This window comes from Streptomyces sp. NPDC058246 (genome assembly GCF_042881985.1).
In the GTDB taxonomy this organism is placed as follows: Bacteria; Actinomycetota; Actinomycetes; order Streptomycetales; family Streptomycetaceae; genus Streptomyces.
Map to the genome: position 1 here is coordinate 25,608 of NZ_JBHVWZ010000029.1, position 23,213 is coordinate 48,820.

General features: G+C 71.0%; 22 protein-coding genes. 8 read left to right on the forward strand and 14 right to left on the reverse strand.

Annotated elements, in window-relative coordinates:
- Positions 1-5 precede the first annotated feature (5 nt).
- The 5 genes from ACFVXA_RS31605 to ACFVXA_RS31625 all read right to left on the reverse strand — a co-directional run bounded on the left by ACFVXA_RS31605 (position 6) and on the right by ACFVXA_RS31625 (position 6,134).
- Positions 6-1,619 carry a DUF6777 domain-containing protein gene (locus tag ACFVXA_RS31605; RefSeq protein WP_390027958.1) on the reverse strand — a complete coding sequence of 538 codons (1,614 nt, stop codon included), beginning with the start codon at positions 1,617-1,619 and terminating at the stop codon, positions 6-8.
- 122 nt (positions 1,620-1,741) lie between these two features.
- Positions 1,742-2,695 carry a cytochrome c oxidase assembly protein gene (locus ACFVXA_RS31610; RefSeq protein WP_362014947.1) on the reverse strand — a complete coding sequence of 318 codons (954 nt, stop codon included), beginning with the start codon at positions 2,693-2,695 and terminating at the stop codon, positions 1,742-1,744.
- Between the two features lie 182 nt (positions 2,696-2,877).
- The gene (locus ACFVXA_RS31615) at positions 2,878-3,903 is read right to left on the reverse strand and encodes a 6-phosphofructokinase (protein ID WP_362014949.1); all 1,026 of its coding nucleotides are present in this window, start codon (positions 3,901-3,903) and stop codon (positions 2,878-2,880) included.
- A gap of 241 nt (positions 3,904-4,144) precedes the next feature.
- Complete coding sequence (locus ACFVXA_RS31620) at positions 4,145-4,873, reverse strand: glutamine amidotransferase (protein ID WP_362014952.1); 729 nt, start codon at positions 4,871-4,873, stop codon at positions 4,145-4,147.
- 22 nt (positions 4,874-4,895) lie between these two features.
- Entirely contained in the window at positions 4,896-6,134 is a 1,239-nt protein-coding gene (locus ACFVXA_RS31625) for a MurT ligase domain-containing protein (protein ID WP_362014955.1), read from the reverse strand.
- 165 nt (positions 6,135-6,299) lie between these two features.
- On the opposite strand from ACFVXA_RS31625, the gene def reads away from it, so the two are divergent.
- The gene (gene def / locus ACFVXA_RS31630; protein ID WP_389468902.1) at positions 6,300-6,845 is read left to right on the forward strand and encodes a peptide deformylase; all 546 of its coding nucleotides are present in this window, start codon (positions 6,300-6,302) and stop codon (positions 6,843-6,845) included.
- Positions 6,846-7,057: 212 nt separating this feature from the next.
- Here def and ACFVXA_RS31635 read toward each other — a convergent pair whose 3' ends face one another.
- Positions 7,058-7,702: a TetR family transcriptional regulator gene (locus ACFVXA_RS31635; RefSeq protein ID WP_362014960.1), complete on the reverse strand. Its 645-nt coding sequence runs from the start codon at positions 7,700-7,702 to the stop codon at positions 7,058-7,060.
- Positions 7,703-7,870: 168 nt separating this feature from the next.
- Here ACFVXA_RS31635 and ACFVXA_RS31640 point away from each other — a divergent pair, with 168 nt between their 5' ends.
- Positions 7,871-9,100, forward strand: a complete 1,230-nt coding sequence (locus tag ACFVXA_RS31640) for an acyl-CoA dehydrogenase family protein (protein ID WP_383907529.1) — start codon at positions 7,871-7,873, stop codon at positions 9,098-9,100.
- Between the two features lie 90 nt (positions 9,101-9,190).
- Here ACFVXA_RS31640 and ACFVXA_RS31645 read toward each other — a convergent pair whose 3' ends face one another.
- From ACFVXA_RS31645 to ACFVXA_RS31655, 3 genes are read right to left on the reverse strand one after another with little or no spacing between them, the layout of a single operon-like run.
- Positions 9,191-9,712: a cupin domain-containing protein gene (locus ACFVXA_RS31645; protein ID WP_362014966.1), complete on the reverse strand. Its 522-nt coding sequence runs from the start codon at positions 9,710-9,712 to the stop codon at positions 9,191-9,193.
- Between the two features lie 7 nt (positions 9,713-9,719).
- Positions 9,720-10,934 (reverse strand): cytochrome P450, encoded by a 1,215-nt coding sequence (locus tag ACFVXA_RS31650; RefSeq protein ID WP_390027999.1) that lies wholly within the window; start codon positions 10,932-10,934, stop codon positions 9,720-9,722.
- 11 nt (positions 10,935-10,945) lie between these two features.
- Positions 10,946-12,079, reverse strand: coding sequence for a type III polyketide synthase (locus ACFVXA_RS31655; protein ID WP_362014969.1), 1,134 nt, complete (start codon positions 12,077-12,079; stop codon positions 10,946-10,948).
- Positions 12,080-12,222: 143 nt separating this feature from the next.
- Between ACFVXA_RS31655 and ACFVXA_RS31660 the strand changes: the two genes are divergently transcribed.
- The gene (locus tag ACFVXA_RS31660) at positions 12,223-12,918 is read left to right on the forward strand and encodes a transcriptional regulator (RefSeq protein ID WP_383742550.1); all 696 of its coding nucleotides are present in this window, start codon (positions 12,223-12,225) and stop codon (positions 12,916-12,918) included.
- 142 nt (positions 12,919-13,060) lie between these two features.
- On the opposite strand, the gene ACFVXA_RS31665 is transcribed toward ACFVXA_RS31660, so the two are convergent.
- The 5 genes from ACFVXA_RS31665 to ACFVXA_RS31685 form a co-directional block, all read right to left on the reverse strand.
- On the reverse strand, positions 13,061-13,300 hold the full coding sequence (locus ACFVXA_RS31665) for a DUF6213 family protein (RefSeq protein WP_362014975.1): 240 nt from the start codon (positions 13,298-13,300) through the stop codon (positions 13,061-13,063).
- A 25-nt stretch (positions 13,301-13,325) separates the two neighbouring features.
- A complete protein-coding gene (locus ACFVXA_RS31670) occupies positions 13,326-14,720 on the reverse strand; it encodes an NADP-dependent succinic semialdehyde dehydrogenase (protein WP_362014977.1) in 1,395 nt (464 codons plus the stop codon).
- A gap of 111 nt (positions 14,721-14,831) precedes the next feature.
- Positions 14,832-15,296, reverse strand: coding sequence for an NUDIX domain-containing protein (locus tag ACFVXA_RS31675; protein ID WP_383744338.1), 465 nt, complete (start codon positions 15,294-15,296; stop codon positions 14,832-14,834).
- Entirely contained in the window at positions 15,293-16,831 is a 1,539-nt protein-coding gene (locus tag ACFVXA_RS31680) for an ATP-dependent DNA ligase (RefSeq protein ID WP_362014983.1), read from the reverse strand. The genes ACFVXA_RS31675 and ACFVXA_RS31680 overlap by 4 nt, the downstream gene beginning before the upstream one ends.
- Before the next feature lie 78 nt (positions 16,832-16,909).
- Positions 16,910-17,902, reverse strand: coding sequence for an NAD(P)/FAD-dependent oxidoreductase (locus tag ACFVXA_RS31685; protein ID WP_383744335.1), 993 nt, complete (start codon positions 17,900-17,902; stop codon positions 16,910-16,912).
- Between the two features lie 35 nt (positions 17,903-17,937).
- Here ACFVXA_RS31685 and ACFVXA_RS31690 point away from each other — a divergent pair, with 35 nt between their 5' ends.
- From ACFVXA_RS31690 to ACFVXA_RS31710, 5 genes are all read left to right on the forward strand, one after another.
- Complete coding sequence (locus tag ACFVXA_RS31690; RefSeq protein ID WP_362014987.1) at positions 17,938-18,528, forward strand: XRE family transcriptional regulator; 591 nt, start codon at positions 17,938-17,940, stop codon at positions 18,526-18,528.
- Positions 18,529-18,786: 258 nt separating this feature from the next.
- Positions 18,787-19,764 carry an NADPH:quinone oxidoreductase family protein gene (locus ACFVXA_RS31695; protein ID WP_390027961.1) on the forward strand — a complete coding sequence of 326 codons (978 nt, stop codon included), beginning with the start codon at positions 18,787-18,789 and terminating at the stop codon, positions 19,762-19,764.
- A complete protein-coding gene (locus tag ACFVXA_RS31700) occupies positions 19,761-20,978 on the forward strand; it encodes an acyl-CoA dehydrogenase family protein (protein ID WP_362014993.1) in 1,218 nt (405 codons plus the stop codon). Before ACFVXA_RS31695 ends, ACFVXA_RS31700 begins: the two co-directional genes overlap by 4 nt.
- Positions 20,975-22,063 (forward strand): acyl-CoA dehydrogenase family protein, encoded by a 1,089-nt coding sequence (locus ACFVXA_RS31705; RefSeq protein WP_389747195.1) that lies wholly within the window; start codon positions 20,975-20,977, stop codon positions 22,061-22,063. The genes ACFVXA_RS31700 and ACFVXA_RS31705 overlap by 4 nt, the downstream gene beginning before the upstream one ends.
- Positions 22,064-22,237: 174 nt before the next feature.
- A complete protein-coding gene (locus tag ACFVXA_RS31710) occupies positions 22,238-23,104 on the forward strand; it encodes a phosphatidylinositol-specific phospholipase C/glycerophosphodiester phosphodiesterase family protein (RefSeq protein ID WP_390027963.1) in 867 nt (288 codons plus the stop codon).
- Positions 23,105-23,213: the final 109 nt, after the last annotated feature.

Here is a 23,213-nt window from a genome sequence, read left to right on the forward strand (position 1 = left end):
GCGGATCAGGACGTGTCTCCGGTGAGCCCACCGGAGTCGGTCGCGTCGGTCGCGGAGGAGGGGGCAACGGGTACGGAGTCGCCGACCCCGGGGTCGACCGAGGACGAGCCGCTCGACCCGGGCGTGACCTCGGTGGAGGCGGGGGCGGTCGAGACGGAGGCCGAGGTGGACTCCGAGGCGGAGGCCGGGACGGAGGTCGAGGCGGAGGCCGGGACGGAGGTCGAGGCGGAGGTCGAGGCGGACTCCGAGGGGGTGGCCGAATCGCCCGTCCCTGTGTCGGGCGGGGTACTGCCGGACACGGGCGGCGAGTCGGTCCCGCCGGAACCAGTACTGGACTGGCCGGGCCCGGTGCTCGACCCGTCCGGGCCGGTGCTCGACCCGTCCGGGCCGGTGCTCGACCCGTCCGGCCCGGTGCTCGACCCGTCCGGGCCGGTGCCGGAGTCGCCCGGTCCTGTCGTGATCCCACCGGTGTCCGGGGGCGTGCTCCGGTTCTGGTCGGAGCCGTCGTCGGGCCGGACGAACAGCGTCACGGGCGCGCCCCACTTCAGCGTGCTGCCCTCGACGGGCTGGGAGGCGGTGACGCGGGCGTCGTCCGGCGGCAGGGAGTCACCGTCGTACGCCAGACCGAGACCCGCGTCGGCGAGGTTCCGGCTCGCTTCGGCGAACGTCATCCCGGTGACGGGTGGAACGGCGTGTCCGGCGTGGGTGTCGAAGGACTTGTCGTCCTCGCCCGCGGTGCCGACCCGACGGTCGATCCCGTGGCCGGGGTCATGGACGTCGACGAGCTGGAGACGGCGGATCTCCGGGTTGCCCGGCGGCGGCTCGACGATCACGATGTGGTCCTGCCGATATCCGGACCACTTCTTGTTTCCGTCCTTGAACTGCACCGAACTCTTCTTGATGTTCGTCTTGGAGGGGAGCAGTGGATTACCGCAGGAGCACTTCACGGCGGGCAGCCCCTGATGGTCGACCAGAATCGCGATTCCCGCCTGCAACAAGGCACCGAAGGGAACGGCCTTGCCGTGTTTGTACTCGTGATTCGTCACGAGAGTGTCGTTACGCAACACGACGGGTGTGAGGTGATCGATGTAATACGAGATCTCATCGGTGCCGATATGCAGGACCCGGGCCCATTCCCGCGCCTTGGCGGAGTTCTCGGGAGCGGTGAGGAATTTCTTCAGCTTCGCCACGACGCAGGTGCCGGGCTTCGTCGACCCGCCGAACTCACCGGTGGCCCCACCGGTGCCGTCCTGCCCGGGCGAGGCACCGGACGTGGCACCGGGCGAGGCACCGGACGAGCCGTCAGGCGTGCCGCCCGGGGGCGCGCCGCCCTGGGCAGCGCCGCCCGGCGTGCCCCCGTACAGCCCCGGACTGTTGCTGGCCTGCACCCCGCCGCGCGGCCGTGTCTCGGGGAGGTGGATGTCCTTGCCGAGGCCGCCGTCCTCCTTGAAGAAGGGATTGGCCTGCGAAATCCCCGCCGCCACGGCACGTACGACGAACAACTGATCGGATTTGCCGCACCCGCTGACCGCGCTGACCATCAGCACGGAAACCAGCAGTAGAGCGACCCTGCGGGCCGCCGATATCCCGGCCCTTTGCATGGACACGCGAAATGTCATGACCGCTCCCCCTGCGGTTTCCCCCGTGGACCCCGCGCCGGGTACAAGACCCGACACAGGGCTTCGCATTCCATGCTACTGAACGACAACGCCTTTCAGGCAAGGCGAATAAGAAAGTTAATTCAGTGACCGCGTGCGTTGAGTGAGGCCAGATAGGCGTTGTACGCCTCGAGTTCCTGGTCGCCGTCGCGGTCCGCGGCCCGGTCCTTGCGCTTGGCCTGGCGCTGCTCCGAGCCGTACCACTGGAAGAGCAGCGCGAGCAGGACGAGCACGGAGGGGATCTCGCTGAAGGCCCAGGCGATGCCGCCGGCCGCGTTCTGGTCGGAGAGCGCGTCGATGCCGAGTGAGGCCGGCGGGTTCTTGAACGTCTCGACCATCGGCTCCGACGCCATCATCAACGCGATCCCGAAGAACGCGTGGAACGGCATCCCGGCGAACAGCTCCAGCATCCGCATCAGATAGCCCGGCCGGTTCGGGCCCGGGTCCACGCCCATGATCGGCCAGAAGAAGACCAGACCGACGGCGAGGAAGTGCACCATCATTCCGATGTGGCCCGCCCTGGAGCCCATCAGGAAGTCGAAGATCGGCGTGAAGTACAGCGCGTACAGGCTCGCGATGAACAGCGGGATGGTGAACGCCGGGTGCGTGATGATCCGCATGTACCGGCTGTGCAGGAACATCAGCAGCAGCTCGCGCGGCCCCTTGTCGCCGCGCTTCGACGCGACCGGCAGCGCGCGCAGCGCCAGCGTGATCGGCGCCCCGAGCAGGATCAGGATCGGCGACAGCATGCTGATCACCATGTGCTGCACCATGTGCACGCTGAACATGACCATGCCGTAGTCGTTCAGCCTGGTGCACATCATGAGCATCACGGTCAGCACACCGACGACGAAGAAGGCGGTCCGGCCCCACGACCACGCGTCGCCGCGCCGCACGAGCCGCACGACCCCCCAGCCGTACAGTCCGAGCCCCACCAGGCAGGCGACGAGGAAGAACGGGTCCGCGGACCATTCGAGCCCCCGCCCCAGCGTGAACGGCGGCAGATCCATGGTCATGCCGTGCCCGCTGTGATCCATCCGCCGGCTCCTGATTCGTACGGGGTTGTGCTGTCTGTCCGCACCAGACTAGGACTGACCCCGGTCACACCTGTGACCGGGGTCAGGAAAACGTCCCTTCAGCGGCGCGGGGAACTACGCGAACGGCCACGGCGCATTCGCGGTCGCCGGAACCCACGGCGCATTCGCGGTCGCCGGAACTCCTACAGCACGCACTCCGCTTCGGCGTACCGCTCGTCCGGGACCGTCTTCAGCGTCTCGACGGCCTCGGCGAGCGAGACCATCACGATGTCCGTGCCGCGCAGCGCGGTCATCATCCCGAACTCGCCGCGGTGCACCGCCTCCACGGCATGCCAGCCGAACCGGGTCGCGAGCACCCGGTCGTACGCGGTCGGCGTACCGCCCCGCTGCACGTGCCCGAGGATGACCGGACGCGCCTCCTTGCCGAGCCGCTCCTCCAGCTCCAGGGAGAGCTGCCGGGCGATCCCGGCGAACCGCTCGTGGCCGTAGATGTCCTTGCCGCCCTCGTCGAACTCCATCGTGCCCGCGCGAGGCTTCGCACCCTCCGCCGCCACGACGATGGCGAACCGCTTCCCCGCCGCGAAGCGCTCGCCGACCTTGGTGGCCAACTCCTCGATGTCGAAGGGGCGTTCCGGCACGACGATGGCGTGCGCGCCCGCGGCCATGCCGGAGTGCAGCGCGATCCAGCCGGTGTGGCGGCCCATGACCTCCACGATCAGGACACGCTGGTGGGACTCGGCGGTGGTCTTCAGCCGGTCCAGGGCCTCCGTCGCGACGCCGACGGCGGTGTCGAAGCCGAAGGTCACGTCCGTGACAGCGATGTCGTTGTCGATGGTCTTCGGTACGCCGACGATCGGCAGGCCGCTGTCCGAGAGCAGGCGGGCCGCCTTGAGGGTGCCCTCGCCGCCGATCGGGATGATCGCGTCGAGGCCCAGCTCCGCGACATGCCCCTTGGCCCGCTCCACGCCGTCCCGCAGATGGGCGGGCTGGACCCGGGAGGAGCCGAGCATGGTGCCGCCGCGAGCCAGGATGCCGCTCACCGCGTCGAGGTCGAGCTTGAGGTAGTCGCACTCCAGAAGGCCCTTCCAGCCGTCCCGGAAGCCGATGACCTCGTCGCCGTGGTCGACGACGGCACGGTGCACGACGGACCGGATGACGGCGTTCAGGCCGGGGCAGTCGCCGCCGGACGTGAGGACACCAATGCGCATAGCCCGAAATACCTTCTCAACGTGGGCCGGAGACCGGACCACGCTGTCCGGCTGGACCCCGCCACCCTACCGGCGGCAGGGGGCGGGTACGCATCGTGCGTCCGCCTGCTGGACGGCCCCGCACACGTGAGCGGAGGCCGTGCCATACGGGCTCTCGCAGCCGGCCTGAGGAACCGTTTCGCATGCCCCTCAGGCGGGCTGCCCGGCCGCTGTGTTCACGCAGGCTGCTGCGCAGCTGTGTTCACGCAGGCTGCTGCGCGGCGGCGATGCGCTCGTTGCGCAGCGCGTCGTACCAGCGGTCGTCGATGGGCGGCAGCGCGTTCACGTCCAGCGCCAGCTTCAGCAGCAGGTCCGCGATCTGCGGGTTGCGGGCGAGGACGGGCCCGTGCATGTACGTACCGAAGACGGTGTCGTTGTACGCGCCCTCGGTGCCGTCCCCCGTGCCGTTGCCCTTGCCGAGCCGCACGTTCGCGAACGGGCGCGCGGTGGGACCGAGGTGGGTCACGCCCTGGTGGTTCTCGAAGCCGGTCAGCTGGGGCAGGCCGAGGCGCGGGTCGATGTCCGCGAGGACGTCGCCGACGCAGCGTTCGCCCTCCCCCCGCGTGGAGACCACGTCGAGCAGGCCGAGGCCCGGCTCGCGCTGACCGAGGTCGTTGATGAACTCGTGCCCGAGGATCTGGTAGCCGGCGCACACCGAGAAGACGATCGCGCCGTTGCTGACCGCGTGGTGCAGACCACCGTCCCGGCGCAGCCGCTCCGCGGCGAGCCGCTGCGGCCGGTCCTCGCCGCCGCCGATCAGGTAGATGTCGCCGGAGGTCGGGATCGGCTGGTCGCTGCGCACGTCGAGGCGGGCCACGTCGAGGCCCCGCTGGCGGGCCCGGCGCTCCACGACGAGGGCGTTGCCCTGGTCGCCGTAGGTGCTCAGCAGGTCCGGGTAGATCCACACCAGACGCAGGCTGTTGTCGCTCATTCTCTTCGTCCTCCGTGGCTGCTCAGTTGCCGACACGACGCCTCAAGTCCTGGAACGCGGTGTAGTTGGCGATGACCTCGATGCGTCCGGGCGGCGCCATCTGCACGGCCTGGTCGAGGTTCTCGCAGACCTGGAAGTGCTGGTTCGCGACTTCCAGCCGTACGGCGAGGTCGAGCTTCCGGTCGCCGAGCACGAAGATCGGGTGTCCGGTCAGACGTGTGTAGTCGACGTCCCACAGCCACGAGGTGTCGGTGCCGTCGGCGCCGCGCGCGTTCACCGAGAGGATGACCGGGGTCGGCGGCGGGTCGATCAGGGAGAACGTCTCCAGCCAGCCGGCCGGATTCTTGGCGAGCAGCAGACGCAGGTCGCGCTGCATGAACTGCACCACGTCGTAGCGCCCTGCGACCGCCTGCACCTGGTACATACGCTCCAGGGCGACCTGCGGGGGCACCCCGAAGACGGCGGCGACGGCGGCCGACGAGGCGGCGTTCGCCTTGTTGGCCCGGCCCGGCAGCTGGAGGTGGATCGGCCAGGCGGAGCCGTGCGGGTCGAGGACGTGGTCGCCGGAGAGCGCCCAGGTCGGCGTCGGACGGCGGAAGCCGCACTCGCCGCAGAACCAGTCGTCGCCGGGGCGCTGCATCACACCGCCGCAGGACGGGCAGGACCAGGCGTCGTCCTTCCACATCTGACCGGCCGCCACCCACATGACGTTCGGCGAGGAGGACGCGGCCCACACGACCAGCGGGTCGTCGGCGTTGGCCACCACGACGGCCTTGGAACCGGCCAGGCCCTCCCGCCAGTGCTCGGCCATCATCCGCGTCTCGGCGGCGCGGTCGAGCTGGTCGCGGGAGAGGTTGAGCAGCGCGATGCACTTCGGGTCGGTGTCCCGCGCGACGCCGGAGAGGTACTTCTCGTCGACCTCGATGACCGCGAACTTGGCGTCCGAACCGCCGGCCAGCGCCGAGGTGATGCCCGCGGGCATATTGGCCCCGAGCGCGTTGGAGACGACCGGGCCCGCGGCGCGCAGCGCCTCGGCGATCAGCCGGGTGGTCGTGGTCTTGCCGTTGGTGGCCGACACCAGGATCACGTCCAGGTGCGTGGCCAGCCGGGCCAGCAGGTCGGGGTCGAGCTTGAGTGCCACCCGGCCGCCGATCACCGATCCGCTGCCGCGTCCGGCGGCCCGCGAGACGGCCGCCGCCGCCTTGCCCGCCGTCACGGCCAGCTTGGCCCGCGGCGTCAGCGGGTCCGAGTTGCCTGACATCGTTTCTCGATCCTCCTTGCGTACGCGCCGCGCCTCTGCCCCCGGCACCGTGTGGGCCTCAGCCTATCGAGATCCACTCACGTGCCCGAATCGCGGCACCTCCGCGGTGCCCGCGCGACCGGCGCGCGCTGTGCGCGCGCTCCTGAGGACCGTACCCTTGCCGCCATGCGACACGGCTCCATCCCGGGCACCCACGGGCGCGTCCGGCCCCTCACCCTGCTCGGCGACCCCGTCCTGCACACTCCGTGTGAAGAGGTCACGGACTTCGGCCCCCAACTCGCGCGGCTCGTCGAGGACATGTTCGCGACGATGTACGCCGCCGAGGGGGTGGGCCTCGCGGCCAACCAGGTCGGCGAGTCGCTCAGGGTGTTCGTGTACGACTGCCCGGACGACGAAGACGTCCGGCATCTGGGACATGTGGTGAACCCACGCCTCGTCCAGGCGGACGGTGTGGTGCTGCGGGGGCCGGAGGGCTGTCTGTCGCTGCCGGGGCTCGAGGCGGGCACCGAGCGGTACGACCATGCCGTGGTCGAGGGCTTCACGGTGACCGGCTCGCCGGTCACCGTGCGGGGCACCGGGTGGTTTGCGCGGTGCCTTCAGCATGAGTGCGACCACCTTGACGGTGGGGTGTACGTGGATCGGCTCACTGGCCGGCGCCGCCGACGGGTCATGCGCCAGGCGACGCGGGCGCGGGCGTCTTGGGAGCGTTGAGCTCTGCGTGTCGGCTGCGGGTTCGTCGTGGCTGGTCGCGCAGTTCCTCGCGCCCCTGACAGGGCGCTGAACTCTGCCTGCCGGCTGCGGGCTCGTCGTGGCTGGTCGCGCAGTTCCCCGCGCCCTGACGGGGCGTTGAGCCCTGTCGGGCGGCTTCCGGTCGTCCGTGGCTGGTCGCGTGGGTTCTCGCGGCGCTGACCACGTCGCCTGGGTCAGAAGCCGGGGCCGCCGATCTTGTCGCCCGCTGCTGCCAGCCGGCCCCAGAGCAGATCCGCCAGGCTGCGGACCAACTCGGCTCGGGAGCAGGGGCGTTCGCCGAGCCACCAGTCGCCGGCGGCGTGCATCATGCCGACGATTCCGTGGCCCCACACCCGCGCCAGCTGCTGGCTGTCGGGGCCGAGATCGACACGCTCCTCGATGACCTCGGCCAGTTCCTCGCCCATGCGGCGCAGCAGGGGAGCGGAGTGCTTGCCGACGTCGAAGCCCTGGTCGCCGGGCTGGCCGCCCTCCGCCGGATGCATCAGGAAGCGGTAGACCTGGGGGCGAGCCTCAATGGCCGCCAAATATGTGTCGAGTGTCGACTCGACACGCTCCCTGCGCTCCGCCGGAGCGTCCAGCGCGGCCCGCAGTGCTTCGAGGAGGGCGTCCGTGTGCCGCTTGGCGAGCGCGGCGTAGAGTCCGCCCTTGTCGCCGAAGTGGCGGTACAGGATCGGCTTGGTGATGCCCGCCTCGGCGGCGATGGCGTTCATCGAGGCCCCGGGGCCGTCGCGAAGCACCACTCTGTCGGCGGCCTCCAGCAGCTCGCGCCGTCGGCGGTCGGCGGACCTCTGCTGATCGGTCCGCTGTGTGGTGTCCATGTGCTCTCCCACCCGTGGTGATTCGGTGACGCCTGCGCAAACTAACACTCAACGGCGTATGCGTATCGAACGGGCTGCCGAGCGAGGCTCGGGAGTTGACTTTATCTACCGGCGAGTAACACACTCTGGTTACCGCAAGTAACACTTTAGTGCAGCGCTGGAGGGGTCATGGCCGAGTTCACCATGGAGCTCAACGACGAACAGAAGGAGGTCCGGGACTGGCTGCACGGCTTCGCCGCCGACGTCATCCGCCCCGCGGCCGCCGAATGGGACGAGCGCGAAGAGACTCCCTGGCCGGTCATCCAGGAGGCCGCGAAGGTCGGCATCTACTCCCTGGACTTCTACGCCCAGCAGTACTTCGACCCCACCGGCCTCGGCATTCCGATGGCCATGGAAGAGCTGTTCTGGGGCGACGCGGGCATCGCCCTCTCCATCGTCGGCACCGGCCTCGCCGCCGTGGGCGTCCTCGCCAACGGCACCGAGGAGCAGATCGGCACCTGGATCCCCCAGATGTACGGCGATGCCAACGATGTCAAGGTCGCGGCCTTCTGTTCCTCCGAGCCCGACGCCGGCTCCGACGTCGCCTCCATGCGCACACGTGCCGTCTACGACGAGGCCAAGGACGAGTGGGTCCTCAACGGCACCAAGACCTGGGCGACCAACGGCGGCATCGCCAACGTCCACGTGGTGGTCGCGGTCGTCGACGCCGAGCTGGGCTCCAAGGGCCACGCCTCCTTCATCGTTCCGCCGAGCACGCCGGGCCTCTCCCAGGGCCAGAAGTTCAAGAAGCACGGCATCCGCGCCTCGCACACCGCCGAGGTCGTCCTGGAGAACGTGCGCATCCCCGGCTCCTGCCTCCTCGGCGGCAAGGAGAAGCTCGACGAGCGCCTCGCCCGCGCCCGTGAGCGCGCGAGGGCGGGCGGCGGCGAGCGCGTGAAGAACGCCGCGATGGCCACGTTCGAGGCGTCCCGCCCGGCCGTCGGTGCGATGGCGGTGGGCACCGCGCGGGCCGCGTACGAGGTGGCTCTCGACTACGCGAAGACGCGTGAGCAGTTCGGGCGGCCGATCATCGACAACCAGGGGGTCGCCTTCCAGCTCGCCGACATGCGTACGTCGATCGACGCGGCGCGGCTGCTGGTGTGGCGCGCGTCCTGGATGGCGGTCAACGGCAAGCCGTTCACCGCGGCCGAGGGGTCCATGTCGAAGTTGTTCGCCAGTGAGACGGCGAAGAAGGTCACCGCGCAGGCGATTCAGATCCTGGGCGGGAACGGGTACACCCGGGAGTACCCGGTTGAGCGGATGCACCGGGATGCGGCCATCTACACGATCTTCGAGGGGACGAGTGAGGTGCAGCGGCTGGTGATCGCGCGGACGTTGTCCGGGATGCCCATCCGGTAGCGGTAGCGGTAGCGGTAGCGGTTGCGTGCGGGCCGCGGACCGGCTGTGGCTGGGACGCGGTTCCCCGCGCGCCCAAGAGGGGCGCTCCGGCTAGCGGTGTTTCAGGGGTGTGAGTTGTTCGATGTCGTACCGCGCCCTCAGCTCCTCGATCGCCGCATGGTCCGGGGGGCCGCCGTTGCCGAGGATCTCCAGGAGTTCCTCGAAGTAGCGCTCGTGGTCCGGGGGCGGTGACGCCTGGAAGAACATCTTCGCCTGGGTCTCGGTGGGGTTGGAGAAGGCGTGCGGGCAGCCCGGGGGGACGACGATGACCGTGCCGGGAGTCGCCCGCACCACTCGGTTGCCCGAACTGGACTCCCATTTCTGCCAGTTGTCGGGGGTCCGGATTCGCGGCTCGAAGGCGAGCACGTCCAGCTCGCCTTCGAGCACGTAGAACAGCTCCTCGCTGCGGGTGTGCACATGGGCGCCGACGTCGAAGCCCGGCGGCACCAACACCTCGAAGGTGGAGGCCATCCGCGAGTGCGAGCCGGTCACCTTGAACGTCACGTGCTGTGCGGGTGTCCGCACCACGCGGCCGTGACCCGGCGGCACGAGCAGTCCTTCGGGCGCTGTCATCGGTCGCTCACCACGTCACGGGCAGGGCCTCGGGCCCGCGGATCAAGGCGCCCTTCCTGAAGGGGACCTGATCCGGCGGTACGGCGAGCCGCAGCCCGGGAAGCCGGTCGAGCAGCGCGTCGACCATCAGCTCGGACTCCAGCCCGGCCAGCATGCCGCCCGGGCAGTAGTGCGGGCCGAAGCCGAACGCCACATGCGGATTGGGGCTGCGCGAGAAGTCGATCGTCTCCGGGTCGGGGAAGACGTCCGGGTCACGGTTCGCGGCCAGGTACGACACGTAGATCGCGTCGCCCGCCCGGATCCGTACACCCTTGATCTCCACGTCCTCCACGGCGATCCGCGACAGCCCGACCGCACTGCGGTGCGGGATGTAGCGGAGCAGTTCGTCGATGGCCTGGGGGCGGATCTCCGGCTCGGACCGCAGCCGTTCGGCCAGGTCGGGGCGGGTCATCAGGATGTAGAACAGCTGGCCGCTGTTGTTGGTGACCGCCTCGCCGCCGATCTGGAGGAGCACGGCGAGCCCGACGGCCTCCTCCAGCGTGATCTCGCCCTCGCCCACGGCGGCGCCCAGCAGTGAGGTGACGTCCTCCCCGGTGCTGCCGCGCCGGTCGCCGATGAGCTTGGTGAAGTACGCGCCCATCTCGTTCTTGGCCTTCTCGCTGACCACGGCGCCGTGCGAGGAGGACAGAATCTGCTGGGTCCAGGTGTGCATGCTCTGCCGGTCGTCGGCCGGTACGCCCATGAGTTCGCAGATGACCGCGATGGGGAACGGGCCGAGGACCGACTCGGTGAGGTCGGCGGGCGGGCCGTCCTGGACCATTTCGTCGACCAGTTCGTCCAGCATCCGCCGGGACTTCTCGCGGATCCGCTCCACGCCGCGCGCCGTGAAGGCGGCGGCGACGGAGCGTCGCAGCCGGGTGTGGTCGGGCGGGTCCAGGAAGCCCACCGCGCCGCGGGCCGGGATGAAGTGCGGGGCGAGCCGGGTGACCTGCCGGTCCATGACCGCCTCACGGCTGAACCGGGAGTCGTTGGCCACCATGCGGACGTCGTCGTACCGCGTGACCAGCCAGGCCCAGCCTTCTCCATTGGGCAGTTCGATCCGGGTGACCGGGCCCTCACGCATCAGCCGCGTGAGGACCGGGTCGAAATCCACGCCGGTCAGATCGAGGACGGGCCAGTGCCGGACGGGCGGCAGCGCCTCGGTGATCGTGTCCTCGGTGATCGTGTCCTCGGTCATGACCGGCCCGCCGTCCGGTCGCTGCCGTCGTTCCAGCGGCCGAGGGCCATCTCCGCGGTGATGCCGGGGCCGAAGCCCGCGAGCAGTCCGCGCGCGGTGGGCTCGGCGCCGCCCTCGTCGAACAGCCGGCGCAGCGCGTCCAGCACGACGGCACTGGCGATGTTCCCGTACTCGGTGAGGGTGGCCCGGCTGAACCGGAAGGCCTCGTGCGGGACTTCGAGGAACTTGCTGAGGTCGTCGAGGATCCGGGGGCCGCCCGCGTGGATGATGTAGAAGTCCAGGTCGGAGGCGTCCCAGCCGTGCTGCTTCGCGAGGGCCTTGAGCGCGGGCGCGAGCGGTTCCATCGTGGTCGGAACCCGCTTGTCCAGCAGGAAGTGGAAGCCGGTCGCCCGGACGTCGTACATGATCCACTCTTCGGTCTTGGGGATCAGGTACGAGCCGTTGCGTTCGAGTTTGATGCCGGTGCCGCCGCGGCCGCGGACGACCGCCGCGGCGATGCCGTCGCCGAACAGTCCGTTGCAGAGCAGCGAGCCCACGCCGAGGTCGGTCGGCTGGTAGCAGAGCGAGCAGAACTCGCAGGCCACGATCAGCGCGTTGGCGTCGGGGTAGGCCGTGCAGAAGTCGTGCGCACGGTTGATCGCGGCACCGCCGGCGGCACAGCCCAGCTGGGCTATGGGTATCTGCCGGGTGTCGCTGCTGAAGTCCATCGCGTTGATCAGCCAGGCCGTGAGCGAGGGCATCATGAACCCGGTGCACGACACGTAGATGATCACGTCGATGTCGGCGGCGAGTACCTCGGCGTCGTCCAGCGCCCGTTGCACCACGGCGGGGACGCGGGCCTTCGCCTCGATCTCGTAGACCTTGTTGCGCTCCTCGAAGCCCGGGTGCTTCAGGGTCTCTTCGATGGGCTGCACGATGCGCCGGGTGCGCACGCCGGTGTTCTCGATCAGCCGGAGAGCGAGTGGCAGTTGTGGGTGGTCGGCGTGACGGGAGCGAGCCAGCTCCAACGTCTCCTCCATCGTGATCACATGTTCGGGAACCGAGACCGAGGGCCTGCACAATGTCGCCATGGAGCGCGCCTTCTTTCGCCTTCCGGGGAACTCTCGTCCCCCGGCGGAAGGGTGGTTCACCCACGATGCGAACGGGTGGTCCACCCACGATCACCCGGAAGCGCGGGGATATCTCGTCGGATTACTCCATTCCAGGGATTTTCGGGACAGCGTGGGACCCTGGGGGAAGGGTCCCCCGGACAGCCGAACCGAAGGAGTACGCGATGACGCGGACGGCCAGGGAACTGCTGGACAGCACGGTCGGAAAGCTCGCTCCGGAGCCCCACGCCAACCGGCTTCTGCCGCTGATCGCACGGGGCGCGGCGCAGCGCTCCACCCTCGCCGTGCTCGCCCTCGAACAGCGCCATGTGATCGCCGCGGACCGCCGGGCGTTCCTGCATCTGGCCGAACGGTCGGCCGTTGGAGCCGAGGTGCCGGCCGCCGCGCCTCAGAGTGCCGCCTTCTTCGAAATGCTCGCGGAGGGTGAGGCCCTGGCCCAGGTTCGGCTGGGCGCGTTCGCCGCCGCGGTCGGGGCCGACCAAGTGCAGGCCGCCGGGTACGAGCCACTGGCGGACTGCCAGACCTATCCCGCGTACGTCGCCTGGCTCGCCCTGAACGGTTCACCGGCCGACGTCGTGCTCGCGCTCGTCGCCAACTTCGCGACGTGGGGCGGCTATTGCTCGGCCATCGCCGAGGCGCTGCGCCACCACTACCGCCTCGACGAGGAGGCCTGCGGCTTCTTCGACTTCTTCGCCGCGCCCGCGCCCGAGCTGGAGCGACGGGCCCTGGACGCCGTGCAGGCAGGGCTCGACACCGGGGAAGTGGACGAGGGCGAGGTGCTTCGGTACGGCCGTCTGCTCCAGGGCTACGAGGCGAGGTTCTGGCACGCCCTGTGGGAGCTCGACCAGCGGCAGAGCTGACACGGCGCCGGTCGGCGTACGGCCGGGCGACGCCCCGTCGGCCGTACGCGGCAGCGGTACGTCGTGGCGGTCGTACCGCCGTATGTCGTGCCGGTCCTACAGCCGTATGCCGTGGCGGTTGCCGTGGCGGTCGTACGCCGTGTCAGTCGGCCGTCGTCCCACTGCTGTGCGCGATGCACGCCACGTCGATACGGTCGGCGAGCTTGGCGAGTTCGATCGTGAGCGCCGCCACCGTGTCCTCGTCGAGCCCGTCCTGACCGGCCTCCACCAGATGCAGCCACCGGCCGCCCACCGTGCGCAGCAGCTTGCTGACGTCGGCGGCCGCCACCTGCAACGTGCCGCGGTCGTCGACGATCAGAGGCAGGGTCACTTCGCGGTTCACAGAGGGGATCGTAGCTGCGGAACGCTCACGCTCCGTGCCATACGGTGGTGATGTTGCAGAACTCGCGGATTCCGTGCTCCGACAGCTCACGCCCGTAGCCGGACCGCTTGACCCCGCCGAACGGGAACGCCGGATGGGACGCCGTCATCCCGTTGACGTACACACTGCCCGCCTCCAGATCACGGACGAACCGGTCCACCTCGCTCCCGTCGCGCGTCCAGACGTTCGAACTCAGCCCGAACGGGGTGTCGTTGGCGAGGGCCACCGCCTCGTCCAGACCGGCCGCGCGGTAGAGCGTGGCGACGGGCCCGAAGGCCTCCTCGTGGTGGATGCGCATCTCGGGGGTGATGTCGGCGAGGACGGTCGGCGCGTAGTACCAGCCGCGGTCCGCGAAACCCTCGGGGCGCTCGCCGCCGCACAGGACGGTCGCGCCGGCCTCGGCCGCGTCGTCGACCAGTTCCTCCAGATCGCTGCGGCCCTGCTCGGTGGAGAGCGGGCCGACGTCCGTCTCCTCGTCCAGCGGGTCGCCCACCCTCAGAGCCTTCATGCCGGCCGTGAAGCGTTCCGCGAAGGCGTCGAACACGTCGGTGTGGACGATGAACCGCTTGGCCGCGATGCACGACTGCCCGTTGTTCTGCACGCGGGCCGTCACGGCGATCTTCGCGGCCCGGTCGAGGTCCGCCGACGGCATGACCACGTACGGATCGCTGCCGCCCAGCTCCAGCACCGTCTTCTTGACCTCGTCCCCGGCGACGGAGGCGACGGCCCGGCCCGCGGGTTCACTCCCCGTGAGCGTGGCCGCCTTGACGCGCGGGTCGCGCAGGATGTCCTCGACGGCCCCGGAGCCGATCAGCAGTGTCTGGAAGCAGCCCTCGGGGAAGCCCGCCCGGCGGAACAGGTCCTCCAGGTAGAGGGCGGTCTGCGGCACGTTCGAGGCGTGCTTGAGCAGGCCCACGTTGCCGGCCATCAGCGCGGGCGCGGCGAACCGGATCACCTGCCAGAGCGGGAAGTTCCACGGCATGACGGCGAGGACCGGGCCCAGCGGCCGGTAGCGCACCAGGACACGGGAGGCGCCGGAGTCCTTGACGTCGGAGTCGGCGGGCTCCTCGTCGGCGAGCAGCCCCTGGGCGTGGTCGGCGTACCAGCGCATCGACTTCGCGCACTTCGCGGCCTCCGCGCGGGCCTGCTTGACCGGCTTGCCCATCTCCGTGGTCATCACCCGGCCGATGTCGTCCTGGTCCGCGTCGAGCAGGTCGGCGGCCTTGTGGAGCAGCCGTGCCCGCTCCGCGAAGGACGTGGTGCGATGAGTGCGGAAGGCGGCCTCGGCGGCCGCGAGCCGACGCTCGATCTCCTCGGCGCCCAGGGCGTCGTACGTCTTGAGCGTCTCACCGTTCGCCGGGTTCACCGTCGCGATGGGCATGGCCGACCTCCTGAAGACGGGCTGTGCCTAGACCCTCCCGCGCGGTGCCACGCGGCGCAACGCGGAGGGCGTCGTCCTGGCGAGCCGGTGCCACTGGCCGGACACCGGCTCTCAGTCCGAGTGCTCCGCGAGGCGATCGAGAAACTCCTTCTGCGCCTTCACGATCAGCGACCGGGCCCGGTCCAGGTCGCACCACTCCACCCGGTCCAGCTCGGGGAACTCCTGCCGGCGGCCGGATTTCGGCGGCCACTCCATCTCGAAGGTGCCCGGGACCATGGTCGCCGGGTCGAGGTCCGCCTCGATCGCCCAGGCGGTGACGACCTTGCCATTGGTCTGTGTGACCTCGCCGAGCGGGACGGCCTCGCCGTCGGGCGGCGGCAGCCCCAGCTCCTCCTGGAACTCGCGAAGCGCCGCGTCCCAGGCGGCCTCGTCGGGCTCGTACTCGCCCTTGGGCACGGTCCAGGCTCCGGCGTCACGCCGCGCGAAGAACGGCCCGCCCATATGGCCCAGCAACACCTCCAGCCCATCGCCGGTGTGCCGGAACAACAGCAGTCCGGCGCTGCGCTTCCCGCTCACCGGGCGACCTCCGGGTGCGCGGCGAGCAGGGTCTCGACCGTGTCGGCCTCGGCCGGGGTCTTGTCCTCGCGGTAGCGCACGACACGGGCGAAGCGGAGCGTGACGCCCGCCGGGTAGCGGCTGGACCTCTGCAGACCGTCGTACGCGATCTCCACGACGAGCTCGGGGCGTACGGTCACCACGTGGCCGCTGTCCTCGACGGCCAGCTCCTGGAGCCGCTCGGTCTGCCAGGTCAGCATCGCGTCGGTCATGCCCTTGAACGTCTTGCCGAGCATCGCGAAGGACCCGTCCTCGGCGCGCGCGCCGAGGTGCAGGTTGGACAGCTTGCCGGTACGCCGTCCGTGGCCCCACTCCGCCGCGAGAACCACCAGGTCGAGGGTGTGCACGGGCTTGACCTTCAGCCAGGAGGCACCGCGCCGGCCCGCGCTGTAGGGGGCGTCGAGGGCCTTGACCACGACGCCCTCGTGGCCACGGGCCAGGGTGTCCGCCAGGAACTTCTCGGCCGCGGCGATCTCGTCCGGACCGGACACGAGCGTGCGCCGCACCCGCATCCGCTCGGGCACCAGCCGCGCCAGCTCCGCGTGCCGCTCGGTGAACGGCAGATCCAGCAGGTCCTGGCCGTCGACGGAGAGCGCGTCGAAGAAGACGGGGGAGACGGGCACCGTCTGCGCCGCCGTCGCCACGTCCACCCTCGAGCCCACCCGCCCGGCCGTCTCCTGGAAGGAGCGCGGCCGCCCGTCCGCGTCCAGCGCGATCACCTCACCGTCCAGGATGAACCGCTCGCCCTTCAGCTCCAGCGCCGCGGAGGTGAGTTCGGGCAGCCGGTCGGTGATGTCGTCGAGGGTGCGGGTGTAGACGCGTACGTCGTCGCCGTCGCGGTGCAGCTGGACGCGAATGCCGTCGAGCTTCTCCTCGACCACGCACGCGCCCAGCTTCTCGACCGCTTCGGACACCGACGCCGCGGTGTGCGCCAGCATCGGGAGCACCGGGCGGCCGACCGTGAGCCGGAAGCCGTCCAGTGCCTCCGGGCCGCGGGACAGCAGGGCCTGCGCCACGGTCTGCAGCGAGCCGGCGAGCATCACCGCCCGTCGTACGTCCGCGGAGGGCGCGCCGGTCGCCTCGGCCAGCCCCTCCACGGCGACCGCGTCCAGCGCGCCCTGCCGCACCTCCCCGCTGATCAGCCCGAACAGGAAGCGCTGCTCGTCCTGGGTGGCCGCGCCCAGCAGCTCCTCGACCAGGCGCGCCCGCGCCGTCTGCGACCCGGCACCGGAGACCGCGCCGAGCTCCGTCAGCCGGGCGTCCACCTCCCGCACCGTGAGCGAGGCTTCCGCCGCGGGCGGGACCGGCTTGCTGAGGATCTTCCAGCCGATGCCCAGCCGCCCCTGCGGCAGGCGTCCGGCCAGATAGGGGATGACGATCGGCACGTCGTCCGCCTCAGCGTCCCGGAACAGCTCCGCGAGCAGAGCGATCTTCCGGGACCGCGCCGAGGTGGCGGCGACCTCCTGGGAAACACGGGCCAGCCGGGTCAGCAGCATGCAGCCATGGTGCAACGGGGGCGCCGGGTCCACACCCCCTACGGAAGGGCAGTACGGAAGGGCAGGAGGCGCCGGGTTCTAGGTCCGCGCCCGCGCGACGGCCGCGTCGAGGTCCGTGAAGAGGAGCTCCCCGTTGAGCGTGGCCGCCGCCCGGTATCCGCCGGCCGCCGCGTTCACGACCTGTTCCGCGAAGCCCATCGCGTTGCCCGCGGCCCATACGCCGGGCACGGTCGTCAGGCCCGTCTCGTCGACCACGGGGTACGCGCCGAACGGTGTCTCCCGCAGCTCCGCGCCCAGCCGCTGGAGCAGCTCGGTCCGCGGGACGGCCCGGGGTGCGACGAAGACCACGGAGCGGTCGTGCGTGGTGCCGTCCGCCAGCCGGAGCCCGGTGAGCCGGTCGTCGTCGATCACCAGCTCCGCGACCTCGCCGGGCACCACGGCCACCCCGGCGGCGGCGAGCCGGCGCCGGTCGTCGTCGGACAGTTCGTCCTCGGCGACCGTGTGCGGGAAGTAGGTCACGTCCTTCGACCACTGGGACACGATCAGCGCCTGGTGCACGCTCATCGGGGTGGTGGCGAGCACACCGAAGGCCCGGTCGCGCACCTCCCAGCCGTGGCAGTACGGGCAGTGCAGAACATCGCGCCCGAAGCGTTCCGCGACGCCCGGCACCGGCGGCAGCTCGTCCCTGAGGCCGGTGGCGACGACCAGCCGCCGGGCCCGTACGGTCCTTCCGCTCGCCAGGGCCACGGCGAAGTCCTCGGCCTTGGCGACGTCCACCGCACGGTCCCGGACGAGCTCGACGCCGTACCCCTCGATCTCCCGCCGCCCCTCGGCGAGGAACTCGGCGGGCGGCATGCCGTCCCGCGTCAGATAGCCCTGCAGGTGCGCGGCGGGCGCGTTGCGCGGTTCGCCCGCGTCGACGACCAGCGTGCGGCGCCGGGCCCGGCCGAGGACCAGCGCGGCGGACAGGCCGGCCGCGCCGCCGCCGATGACGACCACTTCGTACGTGTCCGTGTTCTTCCCGGTCATGGTGACCACCTCCACCGTGAAGGTCGTCCATTCCTGCCGCATTGACAAATCTGTTTGCCGAAACTGCAATGGGGTTCATGAGTGACGACACGGACGAGGTTCTCGCGGAGGTCGGCCCGCGCCTGCGGCGGATCCGCAAGGAGCGGGGCGCCACGCTCGCCGGGCTCTCCGAGGCGACCGGCATCTCGGTGAGCACGCTGTCGCGTCTGGAGTCCGGGCTGCGCAAACCCAGCCTGGAGCTGCTGCTGCCGATCGCGCGGGCCCACCAGGTGCCGCTGGACGAGCTGGTGGGTGCCCCGCCCGTCGGTGACCCTCGGGTGCGTGCCGAGCCGATCGTGCGGCATGGGCGCACGCACTGGCCGCTCACCCGCCAGCCCGGCGGACTCCAGGCCTACAAGGTGCTCGAACCGCAGCGGAAGGGGGCGCCGGAGCCGCGCACCCACGAGGGCTACGAGTGGCTGTACGTGCTCTCCGGGCGGCTGCGTCTGGTGCTCGGCGAGCACGACGTGGTGCTCGGCGCGGGGGAGGCGGCTGAGTTCGACACCCGGGTACCGCACTGGTTCGGGTCGACGGGGGAGGGGCCCGTGGAATTCCTGAGCCTGTTCGGTCCACAGGGGGAACGGATGCACGTACGGGCGCGACCCACGCGGCGCGGCGGGGCAGCCTGACGTCGCGTCCCTTGGTGAAGCGGCGTGGCGGGGCAGCCTGACGCCCGGTGGAGAGTGGCGTGGCGGGGCAGCCTGACGCCGGTGGAGAGCGGTGTGGCGGGGGTCGGCTGATGTCGGTGGCCGAGCGGCGCGGCCGAAACGGCCGGCCGTGGTGAAGACGACCGACGCCGACTGTTCCCAGGTGTGCAAGCGACCGCTTAGTATGCAAACGACCCCGGTCGGACGCGGCAGTCCGACGCAGCCCCCTGGAGGCCCCGCATGCAGGCATGGCAAGTGCACCAGAACGGCGAGCCGAGCGAGGCGATGCGCCTCCAGGAGGTGGAGCGGCCGACGCCCGGTGACGGCCAGGTCCTGCTGAAGGTGCGCGCCGCGAACATCAACTTCCCGGACGCGCTGATGTGCCGCGGCCAGTACCAGGTCAGGCCGCCGCTGCCGTTCACGCCCGGCGTGGAGATCTGCGGCGAGACCGAGGACGGGCGCCGGGTGCTCGCCAACCCCGCGCTGCCGTACGGCGGTTTCGCCGAGTACGCCGTGGCGGACGCGGCCGCGCTGTTGCCCGCGCCCGACGCCCTCGACGACGCCGAGGCGGCCGCCCTGCACATCGGCTACCAGACCGGCTGGTTCGGCCTGCACCGCCGGGCTCATCTGGAGGCCGGCGAGACACTGCTCGTCCACGCCGCCGCCGGAGGGGTCGGCAGCGCGGCCGTGCAGCTCGGGAAGGCGGCCGGCGCGACCGTCATCGGCGTGGTCGGCGGGGCCGGCAAGGCCGCCGTGGCGCGGGAGCTGGGCTGCGACGTCGTCATCGACCGGCGTACGGAGGACGTCATCGCCGCCGTGAAGGGGGCGACCGGCGGCCGGGGCGCGGACGTGATCTACGACCCGGTCGGCGGCGAGGCTTACGCCCAGTCCGCCAAGGTCGTCGCCTTCGAGGGCCGGATCGTGGTCGTGGGCTTCGCCAGCGGCTCGATCCCCAGCCCCGCGCTGAACCACGCCCTCGTGAAGAACTACTCGATCCTCGGCCTGCACTGGGGCCTGTACAACACCAAGAACCCGAAACTCGTCCAGCACTGCCACGAGCAGCTCACCGAACTGGCCGCCCGGGGCTCCGTCAAGCCGCTCGTGAGCGAGCGCGTGCCGCTGAGCGAAGCCGCCGCGGCCGTACAGCGGGTCGCCGACGGTGTCACCACCGGCCGGGTCGCCGTGCTGCCCACTCTGGAGAACGGAGCCGCCGCATGACCGACGCAGCCGAACTGCGCCGCCGCACACAGGAGTTGCTGGCGGCCCATCCGCCGTCGGAAACCGGCCGCCTGGACTTCCTCAGGGCCCGCTTCGACGCGGGTCTCGCCTGGGTGCACTACCCCGAAGGGCTCGGCGGACTCGGCGCCCCGCGCACCCTCCAGGCCGTCGTGGACGCCGAGTTGGAGGACGCGGGCGCGCCCGACAACGACCCCCGGCGCATCGGGATCGGTCTCGGCATGGCCGCGCCGACGATCCTCGGCTTCGGCACGGAGGAGCAGAAACGGCGCTTCCTCAGGCCTCTTTGGGTCGGCGAGGAAGTCTGGTGCCAGCTCTTCAGCGAGCCCGGCGCCGGTTCCGACCTGGCCGCCCTCGGCACCCGCGCGGTCCGGGAAGGCGGGGCCTCCTCCGGCTCGAGCGAAGCCGGGAGTGGGGGAGACTGGGTGGTCAACGGGCAGAAGGTGTGGACGTCCAGCGCCCACCTCGCCCGCTGGGCCATCCTCATCGCCCGCACCGACCCGGACGTGCCCAAGCACCGCGGCATCACGTACTTCATCTGCGACATGACCGACCCGGGCGTCGAGGTCAGGCCACTGCGCCAGATCACCGGTGAGGCCGAGTTCAACGAGGTCTTCCTCACCGACGTGCGCATCCCGGACAGCCGTCGGCTCGGCGAGATCGGCGACGGCTGGCGGGTCGCGCAGACCACGCTGATGAACGAGCGCGTCTCCATCGGCGGGATGCGTATCCCGCGCGAGGGCGGCATGATCGGCCCGGTCTCCCACACCTGGCGCGAGCGGCCCGAGCTGCGCACCCACGATCTGCACCAGCGGCTGCTGAAGCTGTGGGTCGAGGCCGAGGTCGCCCGGCTCACCGGCGAGCGGCTGCGCCAGCAGCTCGTCGCGGGCCAGCCGGGCCCCGAGGGCTCCGGCATGAAGCTCGCGTTTGCCCGCCTCAACCAGGAGATCAGCGGCCTGGAGGTCGAACTCCTCGGCGAGGAAGGCCTGTTGTACGAGGACTGGACGATGCGCCGACCGGAACTGGTCGACTTCACCGGCCGTGACGCCGGCTATCGCTACCTCCGCTCCAAGGGCAACAGCATCGAGGGCGGGACCAGCGAGGTCCTGCTGAACATCGTCGCCGAACGCGTCCTGGGCCTGCCGTCCGAGCCGCGCACCGACAAGGACGTCGCATGGAAGGACCTCGCGCGATGAGTGACCTGCTGTACTCGGAGGAGGAAGAGGCGCTGCGCGCCGCTGTCCGCGACCTCCTCGCCGACCACTGCGCCGCGCCCGGCGTCATCGCCCGCACCGAGTCGGCCACCCCGCACAGTCCCGAGCTGTGGAAGGCGCTCTCGGAAGGGATGGGCCTGACGGGCCTGCTCGTGCCCGAGTCGGAGGGCGGCCAGGGCGCCACACACCGCGAAGTCGCCGTGGTCCTTGAGGAGTTGGGGCGTGCGGTCGCACCCGTGCCGTATCTGACGAGCGCCGTCGTGGCGACCGAGGCGCTGCTGGCCTGCGAGGGCGAGGAGGCCGCCCGGCTGCTCGCGGCGCTGGCCTCAGGGCGGACCGTGGGGGCGCTCGCCGTCGCGCTGAACGTCGGTCCGGGGGGCACCTACCGGGCCGTACGCCATGAAGACGGCTCCCTGCATGGGGAGTTGACCGGAATCGCCGACGCGGTGGCCGCCGACGTGCTGCTGGTTCCCGCGGAGGACGGCGGGCTGTACGCCGTGGACGCGGATGCCGTGACGGTCACTCCGCAGGTGTCCCTCGACCTCACCCGGCCGGTCGCGAAGGTCACCTTCGAAGGGGCGCCCGCCCGACTCCTGACCCCCGACGCCCCGGCGGCCGTGCGGCGCGCCCTGCGAGCCGGTGCCGGACTGCTCGTCTCCGAGCAACTCGGCCTCGCCGACTGGTCGTTGACGGAAACGGTCCGCTACCTGAAGGAGCGCAAGCAGTTCAACCGCCCCGTCGGCGGTTTCCAGGCGCTCAAGCACCGGCTGGCGCAGCTGTGGCTGGAGGTCGTCCACACGCGGGCCGCCGCCCGTGACGCCGCCGACGCGCTCGCGACCGGCAGCGGCGACACCGACGTGGCGGTCGCTGTCGCGCAGGCGTACGCGTCGCCCGTCGCCGTGCACGCCGCCGAGGAAGCCCTGCAACTGCACGGCGGCATCGGTATGACGTGGGAGCACCCGGTGCACCTGTATCTGAAGCGGGCCAAGGCGGACTCGATCGCCTACGGCACGGCGGGCGCGCACCGCGAAGCGCTGGCCGCACTCGTGGACCTCCAGGCCCCCTGACATACAGCTGGGAGAAGCCCGCCCCCACCGGGGGCGGGCTTCCCCGTGTGCCCCGCTCCGGCGAAGTGAACGAGCAGTGGCAGTCCGGCCAACTCCCCGCACGGCACTGCTTCCTGGGCCGGTCGTGACCTCATACTCGCTGAGGTCCTGTCCGCGTTTCCCGGGAGGCAGAGCATGGCCCTCACCACCCGCCGCAGAGCCCTCACCACCCTCGGCGCCGCCCTCGCGGGCGCCGTCGCGCTGCCCGGCACGTACGCGCGGGCGAGCGAGCACCAGCACGGTCCGCGACCGCTGTGGCGCGCCCACGCGCACAACGACTACGAGCACCCGCGCCCCCTCTTCGACGCCCTCGACCACCGCTTCGGCAGCGTCGAGGTCGACATCTACCTCGTCGGCGACCAGCTCCTCGTCGCCCACGACCCGGTCGAGCTCGACCCGACCCGGACCCTCGAATCCCTCTACCTCGACCCCCTCGCCGCCCGCGTGAAGGCCCAGCACGGCTCGGCGTACCGGGGTCACCGCACGCCGCTGCAGCTGCTCATCGACATCAAGACGGAGGGTTCGTCGACGTATCTCGAACTCGACCGCCATCTGCGCCGCTACCGGCACCTGTTCACGACGTACGCGCACGGCCGGGTGTACCCCGGTCCGGTCACGGCCGTGATCTCCGGCGACCGGGCCGCCCGTACGCCCATGGAGGCGCAGAGCGTGCGACGCGCCTTCTACGACGGCCGGCTCACCGACCTCGGCAGCTCCGCCTCCGCCTCCTTCGTCCCGTTGATCTCCGACAACTGGACGCTCAACTTCACCTGGCTGGGGGACGGCCCCTTCCCCGGTACCGAACGCGAGAAGCTGCGCGGCATCATCGCGGCGGCCCACGCCCGCCGGCAGAAGGTCCGGTTCTGGGCGACGCCCGATCTCGCGGGCCCGGCCCGTGACGCGCTGTGGGGCGAACTCCTCGCCGCCGACGTCGACTACCTCAACACCGACGACCTGGCGGGCCTGGAGGCGTTCCTGGACGCCCACGACCGGGCGAACTGACGGACGGAGAAACCACACGTTCGGAGGACACGTCAGCCGCCCGGACGAACCCTCCGCTACGCCACACTTGCGGCCGAACGCTGCGAAGCGGACGTGGCGGAGGAGGTTG